The 13784-nt window shown below is 53.5% G+C and carries 14 protein-coding genes; 4 read left to right on the forward strand and 10 right to left on the reverse strand.

Annotated features, from left to right (window positions below):
* Window positions 1-123 precede the first annotated feature (123 nt).
* The 3 genes from NQZ67_RS17360 to NQZ67_RS17370 all read left to right on the forward strand — a co-directional run bounded on the left by NQZ67_RS17360 (window position 124) and on the right by NQZ67_RS17370 (window position 3738).
* On the forward strand, window positions 124-1017 hold the full coding sequence (locus NQZ67_RS17360; protein WP_257448352.1) for an aldo/keto reductase: 894 nt from the start codon (window positions 124-126) through the stop codon (window positions 1015-1017).
* Window positions 1018-1372: 355 nt separating this feature from the next.
* The gene (locus NQZ67_RS17365; protein ID WP_257448354.1) at window positions 1373-2551 is read left to right on the forward strand and encodes a HesA/MoeB/ThiF family protein; all 1179 of its coding nucleotides are present in this window, start codon (window positions 1373-1375) and stop codon (window positions 2549-2551) included.
* Window positions 2548-3738 (forward strand): hypothetical protein, encoded by a 1191-nt coding sequence (locus NQZ67_RS17370; RefSeq protein ID WP_257448356.1) that lies wholly within the window; start codon window positions 2548-2550, stop codon window positions 3736-3738. The genes NQZ67_RS17365 and NQZ67_RS17370 overlap by 4 nt, the downstream gene beginning before the upstream one ends.
* A 117-nt stretch (window positions 3739-3855) precedes the next feature.
* On the opposite strand, the gene NQZ67_RS17375 is transcribed toward NQZ67_RS17370, so the two are convergent.
* The 3 genes from NQZ67_RS17375 to NQZ67_RS17385 form a co-directional block, all read right to left on the reverse strand.
* Window positions 3856-4062 carry a helix-turn-helix domain-containing protein gene (locus NQZ67_RS17375; RefSeq protein WP_257448358.1) on the reverse strand — a complete coding sequence of 69 codons (207 nt, stop codon included), beginning with the start codon at window positions 4060-4062 and terminating at the stop codon, window positions 3856-3858.
* 10 nt (window positions 4063-4072) lie between these two features.
* Window positions 4073-4555, reverse strand: coding sequence for a DUF2975 domain-containing protein (locus tag NQZ67_RS17380; protein WP_257448360.1), 483 nt, complete (start codon window positions 4553-4555; stop codon window positions 4073-4075).
* A 152-nt stretch (window positions 4556-4707) separates the two neighbouring features.
* The gene (locus NQZ67_RS17385; protein ID WP_257448361.1) at window positions 4708-4878 is read right to left on the reverse strand and encodes a hypothetical protein; all 171 of its coding nucleotides are present in this window, start codon (window positions 4876-4878) and stop codon (window positions 4708-4710) included.
* Window positions 4879-5006: 128 nt separating this feature from the next.
* Between NQZ67_RS17385 and NQZ67_RS17390 the strand changes: the two genes are divergently transcribed.
* On the forward strand, window positions 5007-5216 hold the full coding sequence (locus tag NQZ67_RS17390) for a hypothetical protein (RefSeq protein ID WP_257448363.1): 210 nt from the start codon (window positions 5007-5009) through the stop codon (window positions 5214-5216).
* 99 nt (window positions 5217-5315) lie between these two features.
* On the opposite strand, the gene NQZ67_RS17395 is transcribed toward NQZ67_RS17390, so the two are convergent.
* From NQZ67_RS17395 to NQZ67_RS17425, 7 genes are all read right to left on the reverse strand, one after another.
* The gene (locus NQZ67_RS17395; protein ID WP_257448365.1) at window positions 5316-5867 is read right to left on the reverse strand and encodes a DUF3231 family protein; all 552 of its coding nucleotides are present in this window, start codon (window positions 5865-5867) and stop codon (window positions 5316-5318) included.
* A 72-nt stretch (window positions 5868-5939) separates the two neighbouring features.
* A complete protein-coding gene (locus NQZ67_RS17400; RefSeq protein WP_257448368.1) occupies window positions 5940-7646 on the reverse strand; it encodes a GMC family oxidoreductase N-terminal domain-containing protein in 1707 nt (568 codons plus the stop codon).
* Window positions 7639-8280, reverse strand: coding sequence for a hypothetical protein (locus tag NQZ67_RS17405; RefSeq protein WP_257448370.1), 642 nt, complete (start codon window positions 8278-8280; stop codon window positions 7639-7641). Before NQZ67_RS17405 ends, NQZ67_RS17400 begins: the two co-directional genes overlap by 8 nt.
* Window positions 8281-8378: 98 nt before the next feature.
* Window positions 8379-9896 carry a sensor domain-containing diguanylate cyclase gene (locus NQZ67_RS17410; protein ID WP_257448372.1) on the reverse strand — a complete coding sequence of 506 codons (1518 nt, stop codon included), beginning with the start codon at window positions 9894-9896 and terminating at the stop codon, window positions 8379-8381.
* A 40-nt stretch (window positions 9897-9936) separates the two neighbouring features.
* Window positions 9937-12057 carry a putative bifunctional diguanylate cyclase/phosphodiesterase gene (locus NQZ67_RS17415; protein ID WP_257448374.1) on the reverse strand — a complete coding sequence of 707 codons (2121 nt, stop codon included), beginning with the start codon at window positions 12055-12057 and terminating at the stop codon, window positions 9937-9939.
* Window positions 12058-12485: 428 nt separating this feature from the next.
* The gene (locus NQZ67_RS17420; RefSeq protein WP_257448377.1) at window positions 12486-13394 is read right to left on the reverse strand and encodes an S-layer homology domain-containing protein; all 909 of its coding nucleotides are present in this window, start codon (window positions 13392-13394) and stop codon (window positions 12486-12488) included.
* 15 nt (window positions 13395-13409) lie between these two features.
* Window positions 13410-13778, reverse strand: a complete 369-nt coding sequence (locus NQZ67_RS17425; RefSeq protein ID WP_257448379.1) for a hypothetical protein — start codon at window positions 13776-13778, stop codon at window positions 13410-13412.
* Window positions 13779-13784: the final 6 nt, after the last annotated feature.

Below are 13784 nucleotides of genomic sequence, written 5' to 3' on the forward strand. Positions count from 1 at the left end.
AGCGTTTTCCGCACAATGTGCATTCCGTCATCCGTTCGGCTAAAATTAAGAGAAGCTTGCGGCATGATAGACTAATAGAGAGCTCGTCCATTATTTTCTATTGAAAGAGAGGCGTTTGCGCAAATGGAAAAGACGAAGCTGGGCCGAACCGGTCTCCAAGTTACGAAGCTGAGTTACGGCGCTATGGAAATCCGAGGGCCGCGGGTATGGAGCGGCAGACCCGTGGAGGATGCGGAAGCCGACCGGATTCTAAATGCCGTACTCGATGCCGGCATTAATTTTATCGACACGTCCTATGATTATGGGCGGAGCGAAGAGTTTATCGGCCGATTTATCAGCCATCGCCGGGAGGAATACTATCTCGCCACCAAATGCGGCTGCACGCTTGTCGATCATGGCGACCATGACGAAACTCCGCATGTGTGGACGCGGGACAACTTGCTGCACAACATAGAAACTAGCCTGAAAAGAATGAAAACCGATTATGTCGATCTCTTGCAGCTGCACGGGCCTACGGTGCGGCAAACGGAGGAAGGAGAGCTGGTCGACGCGCTTAGGGAAATACAAGCTTCCGGCAAAGCGCGATGGATCGGCATATCGTCCTACCTCCCTCATCTCCCCTCCTATGTGGATTCGGGCGTGTTCGATACGTTTCAGCTTCCGTACTCCGCGTTGGAACGCGAGCATGAGCAGTGGCTGACGAGAGCCGCCGCGACAGGCGCAGGCATCATCGTCCGCGGTGGCGTCGGACAAGGGGAGCCTGGCCATGGCCGCGGCTCCGCGGACCGCTGGGCCGTCTGGGAGCAAGCGAGGCTGGACGAGCTGCTGGAGCAAGGCGAGACGCGCACCGGGCTGCTGCTCCGCTATACGTTGTCCCATCCCGACATGTCGACGACGATCGTCGGCACGAAAAACCCGCTCCACTTGGCAGAGAACCTGCGTTTTGCCGAGAAGGGCCCGCTGCCCGCGGATGTCTATCGCGAAATGAAATCGCGTCTTGAAGCTCTGCCTAACTAACGGCTCGCGAAGCTGCACCCTCGCTCCTGTCTTCTAAGCAGGCGGCGAGGGTGCTTGTTTTTGGGAACACCGGCCTATACGCCAACCAACAGAGATCATGGTTCCGTCATCGTCGTGACAGCATTGATGACACCCTGTCACTTGTTGCCAAATCTAGCAGCTTTATAATGAGAACTGTGAGGGAGGTGAGACTGATGAAAATCGAAATCCGCGAAGTGGAAAACCTGACGCCGACGGCTATCCATGAGAATCCCGAGGTACTAACCGAATTCAAAATCTAAGAAGGTCAGCCGAAAGAGCCGTACGCTTGTGTACGGCTCTTTCCCAAAAATCGATGGATCAGGAGACTCTAACGATGATGAATCCCGCTTTAAAATCATACTGCCGGCAAGTCATGAGCCGGGATCTTGATGTTATACGGTTCAAAATGGAGCGAACGACGCTTGAAATCGACGATCCCGACGGCAGCATCTATGCGTTTATCCAGCTGCTGGACGGCTCGCGCGGCGTGGAAGAAATCGCGCGGGAACGCCAACTAACGCTGCGCGAAGTAGAGGAAGGCCTATCGATGCTCGACCGTTATCGCCTGTTAACCTGCGGGACGGCCGATCCCTCCGGCTTGACGGAGCGCGAGAAGCTTCGCTACAAAAATAATTTCACTTACTTCTCTTTGTACGAAAGCTTGGCCGAAAGCCGCTTCGACTTTCAGAAAAGGCTGAAGGAAGCAACCGTAGCCGTCGTCGGCCTGGGGGGAGGCAGCGTTATCGCCGCCTGGCTCGCCGCGATGGGCGTCGGGCGCATCATCGGTGTCGACTTTGACCGGGTCGAGCTGAACAATTTGAACCGGCAGTTCTTCTATACCGAGGACGACGTCGGCGAATACAAGACGATTGCGCTGCAGCGGCGCCTGCTCGCTTTGAATCGCGACGTGCGGGTCGAGGTGCACGAGCGCCGGATCGACAGCGCGCGGTCGCTGTCGGATATCGTAGAGCAGGCGGACCTTGTGGTCGGCGCCATCGATACGCCGCCACTGTTGGGCTCCCGCTTCGTTAACAGCGCCTGCCTGAGCCGGCGCGTCCCCTCCTATTACCTTTCGATCGGCAACCGGCTCGGCTTCTACTTCCGAGTGCTCCCGTACGAGAGCGGCTGCACCGATTGCCGGGTTATGCACATTATGCGGAACGACCCTTCGGCGGCCGAACGAATTCGGCGTCAAGTCTCCGGCGCCGCGGCCGATGCCGATGCCGGCAATCCGGGCTTCGCGCCTAATGTGGCCATGATGACCGCGCTGGTCGCCGCCGACATCGCCAAACAACTAACCGGCTACGCTTCCCTTCCCGATATGGCTTTTGGTATTGTGCCGTTCCATGATATGGATATCTCGAGAAGCCTCATCCCCCGCTATCCCGATTGCCCGAGCTGCGGAACGGCGTCGTCGGACTCCAGGGCGGTCGAGCCGGTCTCGATGGAGCAGCTGCTGGATGCAGCGGAAGCCGTCTCGACGGGGACGCGGGATAGGGAGACTCCATCATGAGCGAATGGGATGCATCCTCTCGCGTCGACCTCTCCCATCTGACCGTCCAGCGGGACGGAGATGAATATACGATCGGAGACCCGCGCATACCGCGCTTCATCCGGGTACCGGAGCCCGCCGTGTACGTGATCGAGCGCGCGGACGGCACCCGAACGGTGTTGGAGGTGCAAGAACTCATCTTGCGGGAGCGGGAGCTCGACGTCGATGTCCTCGACTTCGTGACCCAGCTCCAGAAGCTCGGGCTCGCGGCCGCTGCGGTCCCGGCATCAGAGACGCGGACGAAATCTGTAAACGACCGGCTTGTCCGGCGGATCGGCGCCCTCTTCTTCACGGGCAGCGCCGCATGGGTTTATGTGGCCGCGCTTGCCGCCGTTATTCTCCTCTTCGCCCTGCGCCCCGAGCTCCTGCCTCATTATCGCGACATGTTCGTGCTGCCGTACGTCGGGGCAAACGCGCTGCTCGTTTCGGTTCTCGCCTGCCTCCTTATTTTCCTCCACGAATGCGCTCACCTGCTGGCAGCCCGCGGCTTAGGCGTGCCGGCTCATATGAGAGTAAGTATCCGATATATCGTCATCGTCGCCGAGACCGAGATGACCGGCTTATGGGGGCAGCCGCCGGCGAAGCGCTACTTCCCTTACCTCGCCGGCATGGCGTGGGACACTCTCCTGATCGCGGCGGCTCTGCTCGTGCAGCTTGCCGTGGAGCCAGGCAGCTTCGCCCATGACATCGCCCGGCTTGTCGTCCTGCTGCTAATGCTCGGCATCCTCTCGCAGTTCATGGTGTTCCTGCGGACGGATCTATACTTCGTGCTCGGCAACGCCACCCATTCCGCCGACCTCGCCCGCAGCGGCCGATTGTTCCTGCGCAAGCTGTGGCGCAAGGACGGCGATACGATCGAAGCGTGGCGGCGCTTGCCCGTCACGGAGCGCCGGGCGGCCGCCTGGTTCGGCGCCGTATACGCCATCGGCATCGGGGCGATGACCGTTTCTTTGCTCCTCTACAGCTTGCCGGGCGCCTATACCGCGATTCAGATGGCCGTGCGGCAAGTGTCCGAAACCCCCTCCCATTCCGTCCCCTTCTGGGACGGCGCGATCATCCTCTTCCTGGCGGGAGCGCGGCTGCTGCTCTATTTGAAGGGAGCCCGCACGGCTTTTCGGGTACGAAGAGAGCGCAAGCTTCGGGCTTGAATTCAATGCCAGCAGATTCTTACTATGGCTGCCCTTCAAGAGGCGGCCTCTTCTCGTTCTGTTGGAGGAACATGCACGAACAAAATAGCAGCCGCTACGGCTGCCCAGATGTCTATATTATTCTTCTTTATATTCCAGTATATCCCCAGGCTGGCAATCTAAGGCCTTGCAGATCGCCTCCAGAGTCGATAATCGAACCGCTTTGGCCTTCCCGTTTTTTAAGATCGAAAGGTTCGCCATCGTGATGCCTACCCTCTCCGACAGCTCGGTTACGCTCATTTTCCTTTTCGCCAGCATCACGTCAATATTAATAATAATCGCCATAATAATCACCTCAGACCGTCAAATCATTTTCGGATTTAATATCGATGGCTTGTTTGAGCAGCCTTTGGAGAACGGCGGCAAAAACGGCTATCACCATGGCGGCAAATATAATGACCATCCCGATGAGGATGATGCCCGGCGCATCGTCTTTCTCCGCGATAAGATAGTAGAGCGGCAGGCCAACCACATGCAAGCCGCTGACCGCGACCGCGCAGTTTTTAATATTTTTCAGAGCCCGAACCGACAATTCGGAGAACGCTTTGTTCTTATCGATATAAGTGAGAAGCTTAAAGGCCTGATACAAAGCGATGTAGAAAGGAATCGCCGACGCGTACAAATCAAGGAACACCAGATATTTCAGATACGTATGCTCCGGATACAATTCCGCCGCAAAATTCGCGACCTCAGGTACCGCGAATATACAAAGCGCAAGCACCGGAATCCCAAAAAGAATGACAGCCGCCTTCAAAAAGATTGTTGTTCCACGTTCCATAGAAAGCCCCTCGCTTATCGTTGAAATTACATTGAGTTTAGCAAAATGTTTATTGTTTTGCAATAAAAAAGTAATGGTATATAATATATAATGGCTGAAAAAGAAAACCCGCCGACTATCGATGGCGACAGCTGGCGGGTTGTTCGCGTTCCTTATTCGTTTTCTTCTTCGGACGCTTTGTAAGGCTGTCTGGCGGCCTGGTTAATGCTGCGGTCGAGCTCCGACTCGCCTTGAATTTCGACGGCGGCCTGAGCCTGATTGTTCAGCTGATGCTCGGCTTGTCCAATTCCATGCGCGCCTTGATGGCCACGGCTTGAAGTCATGGTTTCACCCTCCTCTTCGTTGTACGGCTTTCAGCCATAACCTTACATTGAACAAAATGGCAGAGGATTATGCGTCGGCAATTCCGACGAGGCTATTATAGGTCGCCCAGATCGACCCTTTACTGGCGATGCCTGCCGATGCGCTGCAGCGCCGCATGCTTGCGGAGCTGTTCTCGCTGCGGGACATGCAGCAGTTCGTCGATTTGGCCAAGCCTCAGTCGTTCGGCCCGTTCGCGATCGTCAGCGTGCCCTCCAACGCTTTTTTGCTCTATGCGTTATGTTATTTGATCATTGTCCTGCTGCTTGGCGTTCGCGCTTTCCGCAAAAAAGATCTGTGAGTCCGATTCCAAAGCAAACGAACAAAACCCCCGGCCGCTTGCCGGGAGCTTGTTCGTTATCGCTAACCTCGCTTTATACAGATGAAGTAAAGCGCTTCCCTAGTTATCGCTTGAAACGGATGAAGCGGGATGATAGGCAGGCGGCACGAGCAGCCACCCTTTCTTGATCATCAGCTCTCGAAACGTTATCGAGAAAGCGGCTTTCTTCATCTGATACTTCGCGAACATAGCCGCCACATCCGGCCGTACCGACTCCGTCATACCGCGGCAAGCATACGTAATGCCCAGCACGATATTGAAGCTGAGCAGATTCGCGATCTCTTCATCTGATAATTTGGCGTTGTCGGGAAGCGTTCGAAAATCTCCAACCGCTTTATCCGGGGTGGTTTTAGGCAAAGGCACGCCTTCATCTCTTAGAAACTCCTGCAATTCCGTGCGAATAGGATGATGGACATTATGGATGACATCCTTTATTTTTTCCTTCAGCTCGGGATCCTGCGCGGTATTCAAAGAAATTTCTTCCCCTCGCAGCGTTTGTTCGGTCGCCGTCAAATAAAACCAGAGATTCATGACTTCTCCGACATGCAGAGGCGGTTTTTTTCCATCGCTGAACGGAAGAATCGCGTCTTTCAGTATTTCCAGCAAATTCATTGGCTGCATCTCCACTTTTTTCTGTTAGTGTTGCCGTTATCCCCAGTCGGCTATGCAGCATGAATTGCCTAATTATGTGAAATATTTGCTTGCAAGCTTTTCGGCGGTTCTCGTCGCTAGCGCCTGCGTGGTCAAAGTCGGATTCGCCCCGCCCAATCCGTTGACATGCACGCTGTTATCTGCTATATATAACCGGTTCACCTGCAAAGCTTCACAGCTTGTATCAACCACGTATCCCATCCTCATGGTGCTTTCGATATGAATCATGAGAGAAGCCGGCCAGTCCGTCCGGTGTATGTTCTTGGCCCCTGCCTTATGAAGAAGCTCGGCGGCGATTCGGACAAGCGCTTCGCGATTACGGGAGGCCCGCGGACCGGGAATATAATGGACAAGCGGAATCGGACCGTGCTCGTCTTTCTGGACGGGATCGATTCCGACCCCGTTGCGCGGGTCAACCTCCTCTTCTGTGAAGATCGCGATGCTTAACGTCTGCCTATATCTGCTCATCCACTCTCGCCACTGCGCGCCGACAAGCCAGCCTCTCGCGTAATTCGGCAGCCCAGCCGCATAAGGATGCATGCTGGCATACCCCGCCTGGCTCATCCCGAAGCTCATCGAGCTCGTTAATCCCGGACTTAAGCCGGTCACGATCATCGAGCCGAGCCCTGGAATATCCAGTCTTCCTCCCGAGGTATGACCGACGAACGGATCGGTTGTCGGGATTCCCAATATCGAGATCAAATCGCGTTCGTCGAAGAGTCCCGTCACCCAATCGAAGTAATGGTTGACCAGTCCCCTCCCAACCCAACCGTTATCGGGCAAACCCGAATTCAGCCACAAACGGGGCGACTCGATCGCGCCGGCCGCCATAACAACGACAGCCGCCCTAAGCTCCTCCGTTTCTCCGGTCCACGCATCTCGAATTTGAACGCCGCTCGCGTACAATCCGCTATCGCGTCCTCGCTCGGTCAGCACTTTGGTCACGAAAGTATTAGGCCTTATCGTCACGCGCCCGGTTTGAAGCGCCAGCGGGATATAGCTCACATTCGTCGAGCGTTTCGCTACCCGGTCATAGGCAGGTCCGTGAGGACAACCGTTGATGCAATGTCCCGCTAGCGTGCAGCCTTCCATATGCGATAGCTGCTCAAGAGAATAGGATGGATTCATAAGCTCGGGGTTAGGGGGCAGGATGGCATTGGGCTGGGGACGATATCCCGCGCGCGTCACATTGAGAGTAGGAATTACAGGCCAACCGGCCTTCCTTGCACCATAATAGAACAGCTCTTCCTTCGCGGTCGTTGGAGCCGGCGCAACGGGAAGCGTGGCCTCAACCTTCTCGTAGTAGGGAATCAGATCGCGGTAAGAGATGGGCCAGATGCCGTCGATGGCGCTGGGAAAGGCGCGGGGCGAGTTGGCGAGATAGGCTTGCGTCGTGCCGCCAACCCCGGCCACCTGCCAGATAAACCCGCGTTCCGTCAAATTCCGGAACCAAGGCGGACGGTTCCGATTCGCCGGCCCCCAGCGCAGCTTGCCGGTAATGAGATCATTCATCTCGCCTTCGTACTTCGTATATTGCTTGCGGAGGAGCGCAATGTCCAAATCCTGCGGGCTGTCGCTGCTCGCGGCCCCGCTCTCCTTGTTCGGTTCAGGCCATTTCGCATTTCCATACCAGGGCCCCGCCTCCAGAACCAACACCTCGAGCCCCAGCTCCCCGAGCTCTTTGGCGATGACCGCTCCGCCGCCGCCGGAGCCGATCACAATGACATCCGGATTAGGCATCGCCGTTTCTCCCTTCGGCTGAAGGCGGCACGAAATAGCAGCCGCGAAGGGCGCGATAGCCGAACGAAGGCCCCGGATATCCAATCTGGCGCCAAGCAGGCGGGAAAAACTCGACGCGCTGCTCATCCGGCGGCAGGAGCCGTGTTGTCCCGTAACCCGCCCATTCGGAATCGTAACCGAACATCGTGAGCTGAAATAGCGAATCCATCATCGTTTGAACCAATCCCGGATTGTTCCGGTAGGGCGGCGGCAGCAAGCCCGTCGGGACAGCGACTTGATTCAGGATGGCAATCGTTCTAAGCCTGTCGATTCTAGACAATCTAGCGAACAATCCACCTCCGACGAAGGGCCCGTTGTTCATAGGCATTATCATCAGTCCCCTGCGAAGCAGCTCTTGCGCTCCGATATCCAAGAGCTTGGCGGTTGTGAGCGACAACGCCTCCCCCCCTGCTTGAGCGCCTGACCCGTACGAGACGAACTGGGAATGATCGATTTGTTTGATGACGAATTCATACCAATCGTTCGGAAACGCTCCCGCCATCCATAGCTCAAGGGGAATAATCGCGTCCACAACCGCTGCAAACGCGGCTTTCGTATACGCTTCCGCCGCTAGACTCGATCCGCTTGAAGGCACGAGGTCAGCCCCTCTCCTGTTGCCCCTGAAGGTCAGCGAGCACGATTACTCTACTAACTTGTATTGGGCTGCCCCGTACATTATGACTGTCGTCTTACTTATATTGAGGTATAGGCGGCCCACTGGTTTTTGCCCCTCTTCTTGGCGGTGTACATGGCGATATCCGCTTTTTTGAGCAGCTCAACGAGCGTATGTCCGTCGTAACGGGACCGGCTGATTCCGATACTGGCCGTAATGTTGACGGTCTGCGATTTAATGAAGACCGGAGCTTCGATTTCCTTCAGAAGCGTACGGACCATCCGGTTAAAGTCCAGCTCGGCGGATTCCTTCACGAGAACGGTGAATTCGTCTCCGCCATATCTTGCCGCGACACCGCCGGCCTCCGAGACTACCGACATTACCCGGCAGGCTACCGTCCGAAGCAGAATGTCGCCCGAATCGTGGCCTAATGAATCATTTACCTTCTTAAAGCCGTCGAGATCGAAGAACAGGAGCGCCAATTCGTCCGGATGGGACTCCGCCATTCGTTCGAATTCCGCTTCGAGCTTATAGCGGTTGGGCAGTGTCGTTAACGGGTCGAAATAGGCGAGCGTCGTCACTTCGTTATGCTTTTCTTCCAACGATTGAAGCATCGTATTAATAGAGCATTCAAGGACCGATACTTCATCTTTGTATTTCGAATTGGACTGAACTCTCTCGTTTACGTTCTTCTCCCGCTGTATGCGATTCAATTGCAGGGAAATCCGATATATTCGCGAGAGGATCAACCGGTCCAGCAGGACTAGAACAAATAACATAAACAATAAGCTAAAGAGCATGGTCAACAGACTAAGATGTTTGATGCTCTCCTTCTTGTCGTGATAAAACTTCCTGTCCCCGATAAGCTTCATTTCATATGCGGATTGGTTCGAATCATCCGTTATGAAGATCGTACCTTCCAGCATCGTTTCATTCACCGGCGCAATCTCAACATGGTCAGGCGTCGCGCCAGTATACTGGACCTCGTCTCCAAGTCGAAGATCAAGAGACAGCACCTCCGCCATGGAAGCTATATATTCCTTCTGAATAAATTTCCCCATAATGAGCGTTCCCGCTGCCGGACCCTCGCCATCGCTGGTGTGCACGGAATGAATGGCTGCCATTGCAAAGCCGGCGCCCGTTCGAATAAGGAGCGTGTGATCGACGTCGCCGTCCGTCGGAATGAGCGGCAAAAAAACGTTGGGAAAGCCGCTGTCTAGCTCCAACGGCTCGGAATTGTAAATATCGAAGCCTTGCTGATGGATTAATTGTCTGCTCGCATTAAAAAACAGCATGAAGCTGACCCTATTATTCTCGAAGGTATCGTGCTGCAAATTGACATCCATATATTCAGGTTGTTGTCCCTGCAGGAATAAGTAGGTATCGTCCCATACGGCCCAGTCCGTGTTCGTCCTCGCCAACGACTGCATGTCTCCATCCAGATAGTTCCGTACCCGCTTCGCGTCATTGATCATCGTATTACGGTCTAATTCGATGGATTCCTTCATCAGAATCGGAGCGACAACCCAGAACAGCAGCGTAAGAAACAGAGCCAACGTTATGGACACGACTAGAAATGCCTTCACTCTTATTTTCATGTTCTATCTTGCCTTTCCAAAGAGCTATGATAGACCGCATTTAGGCGCTTGCGGAGCCTGCGATTTCGTTATTGCCGTATTTGGCTATCAGATCTTCGGCAGCCATAGGTTTATCGAAGTAATACCCTTGAATAAAGTCGCAGCCTTCATCTCGCAAGAGCTCGAATTGCTCCCGAGTTTCGATCCCTTCCGCGATTACATGCATATCCATGCTCTTCGCCATGGCAAGCATCGCTTTGACAATGGTCATCCCTTCACCTATGCCATCTATATTCCGAATAAAGGTTTGAGCGATCTTGATCGAATCCACTTGATAAGAGCGAAGAGCCCCCAGTGAGGAATAGCCGGTTCCGAAGTCGTCCATGGAAACCTGGATGCCTCTTGCCTGCAACGTCTTCAGCTTCTCGATCGTCTGTTCTTCTTCGCGAAGAGCCAGGCTTTCCGTAATTTCAATAACGAGCTTCGAAGGCGATATTCCAGTGGACTCGACGATCCGGAGCACCATTTCGACAAAGTCCGGAGCTTCTACCTGACGGGGCGACACATTGACTCCCATCTGAATGGGAGGAAGCCCCGCCCTGTCCCATTCGACCGCTTGCGCGCATGCTTCTCGCAGCACCCATTCGCCGATTGGCACGATGAGCCCCGATTCCTCGGCAAGAGGAATGAATTCCGCTGGAGAGACAAACCTGCCGTCTTCTTGCTTCCATCGCAATAAGGCCTCCACTCCGACAAGTCCCTGGCTTTGCGCGCAAATTTGCGGCTGGTAGTGAAGCAGAAGCTCGTCCCGTTCCAAGGCTTGGTGCAAAGACTGCTCCATGAGCGCCCTGCGCTCCAGCTCGAGAGACATCTCCTCTTCGTAGAAGCAATATTTTTCCCGAACGAAGGATTTCGCCCGCTTCAATGCCATGTCCGCTTGCTTCAAAACATCGGTTTTGCATCCCGTGCCATCCGAAGTTATCGTGATCCCTAGGCTTGCCGTTAAGCGCAGCTCGAGATGGCCCAGCAGATAAGGCTCGGACAGCCTTGCGGAGCAGCTCCTGGCCAGCGATAAGATATTAATCGCGGGAGGGGTATGGAGAAGGACCGCGAATTCATCGCCGCCCAAGCGGGCGATGCTTGCCTGAGCCGGGAACTGATTGCGCAGACGCTTCGCCACCGTTTCAATAATCCGGTCTCCAATATCGTGACCGTAAGTATCGTTAATATGCTGGAAGCGGTCCAGATCGATCAAGAACACCGTTACGAGATAGCCGTTAACCAGTGGCGCTTCTCCGTTCTGGCAGTTCTCCAGCATACGTTCGAAGAGCCTTCGGTTAGCAAGTCCTGTCAGCATATCGTGATGGGCCAAATATTCCGTCTGCTCCAGCAGCTTTTTCGATTCCCGAATCAATTTGTCGTGCTCCGCCGAAACCATGATCTGCCTTAGTACCGTGATCGCCGTGATGGCGATCCCCGCAAACATAAGCTCGGTATGCTCCGCTATGTCTTTGTAATGGAAAGATAGAAACACGGCAATCGCGGTTAGAGCGCCGTAAGGAATGAAGAGCGCCGCAATGGACGACGACCGGGGTTGATCCGGGCTGTCGCCTGCCCGTCGATTATTCGGACCGAGCGAGAAAATTCCAGCGACGGCCAATGCCAGCAATCCGACACTATACCATGCATCGAGCCAGCTGCCGATCTTGTATGTATCTTGAATAAGGCTCTCCATATAGAGGAGGTCCCCTGCCCAGAGCAGGATTAATCCGAATGTCAACGCTGCTAAGGCGTAAGACTGAAAGAGGTAACGATCGATTCGAACGTGAATGAGTAATCCGCAGAAGATGACGAAATCAATGATGGGATAAAACAAGCTTAACCCCATGCCCGAAATGGAATGTTGATCGAACCGCGTCTCCATGAACAGCTCCCAGCCGAAAGCCGTAAATAGAATGAGAAGAACGGCCATATCGAGAACATATTTAACGCCTCGCAAAAGGCTCTTTTCTTTCCAAATTTTATAGCAAAGTGCCGTCAGAAACATCAAGCCTTGCAAGGCCCACAAATAATCGCTGACGCTTGCAACAGGAGGCTCCTTGCCTGCTAGAACATAACCTAGCCAACCGAACCAAGCCGCTGTATATAAGGCGCAACCCAGCTCGAAAAAACGCCAAAACATGCGATTGCTTCCGGTATGTATTCTGGAGACGCGGGAGAGGATGATCCACGCGCAGAGTGAGGGCAAAATAGCGGCGAGTATAAGAAGAGCAGCGTTGTTGGGGTAAATATGACTAATGACAAGCTGCATGGCAATAAGCAGCGCCGGGGCGAAAATCCATATTCTTCGTTGGAGTGAGCTTGTTGATGGCATCGAAATTGCCCCCTGGATGTTAATCTATAGATGTAAGTGTAATAGACGAAACGGACCGTAAGACCTATGATAGCATGCTGATAAACACGAAAGGGTTAGTTCTTTGGACCCTCTCCTTTGGAATAATTATATACAATGTCGCAACATGGTGTCATCGTCAATAGTTTCCAATCCAGCTTGAATAAACGAAATAAAGGCCACTCCACAAAGGAATGGCCTTTATTTCGCCTCTTAGACTAAAGTCCAATAAATTTGATAACGATTTGAGAAGCCTCCGCCCTGGAAAGCCTTTTCATCGGTCTGAATGTTCCATCCGAATAACCGTTAATCCATTTCGCTCCACCTAACCGCGCCACCGCCAAACCCGCCCAGTCTGGTATATCACGCAAATCGGTAAACGAGACTTCGTTCCCGTAAACCGGGATATCGGCAAAGAGCTTCGTACGGCCAATTATGGTTGCTGCTTCGGCCCTGTTTATGGCACGTTCCGGATAAAAGTACCATTTCCCGTCCGTTTGCTCGCCTTCAATTAGACCCGCCTGTGTGAGAGCATCTATATATTTCTTCGACCATTGGTCATCAGATACGTCCTCATAGCGCCTGGTCGACGCTTCACTTGCCTTCAGAAGCAACGTTTCGGCTATTATTTTCGCGAATTCCTGGCGAGACACCGGAAGGTCAGGCTCGAACCTCTGGCTGCCGCGACCTGCCAGAATACCTAAGTGATTCATGACTTCTACGGTTCGATGCCCCCAATGCGATTTGGGCACATCAGAAAACGTATCGAACCGATCTACTACAAAATCGCGTATCAATAGGTTTTCATTCAATGACGAAGCGTTATTTTTAACAGCGATCATGATGTTGTGAATTCCATCCTTCCATTGGTTTGGGTTAACGATAAAGGGTTGGTCCGCGTTCGCATTCGTCAGATATTGATTATCTACGAATATCTGTACATCTCCGGCCATTCCCTTGATCGTGCGAAGTCTAAGATCGAATGGTTGCGCAACCATTTCGTAGGGAAGAAACCTCCGGATTCCCACCCAAGGAGCATCCGTTTCGGGCACTTGAATGTTTCGGGCTTGCAAGCGAATATTTACCGGATCCGATTTTGCAAGATCGCCGTTGAACACATACTCCATATATAAATCATAGTCTCATGTATAAGGAAGCGTAAATTCCCTTACAGACAAATCGCTTTGTTCCGATTGAATGATTTCTTCGCCAGTAGTCGGGTCTAAAATAGTTAAACGGATGGCGTTGGAAGCGCGAATGTTGCTTGAGGTCATGATTAACGGTCCTTGATCGCTCGCAAAACGGACTTTATTGACCTGCAAACGATCAATTTCAGTGAAATGAACCTCGAGATTAACAGTCGTTAATGCATTTTCCGCGTTATGCAGGATGGGCTGAATACTCGCAGCAGCGTCTCGGCTGCTATCGCTTGCAGCATGCAACGATGTCGCAAAGGGAGCGAAAACAGACTGGAGCAAAATAAAGAAAACGTATGCCGCAAACCGATTCATCATTTC

It is taken from the genome of Paenibacillus soyae (assembly GCF_024623455.1).
Taxonomy (GTDB): Bacteria; Bacillota; Bacilli; order Paenibacillales; family Paenibacillaceae; genus Pristimantibacillus; species Pristimantibacillus soyae.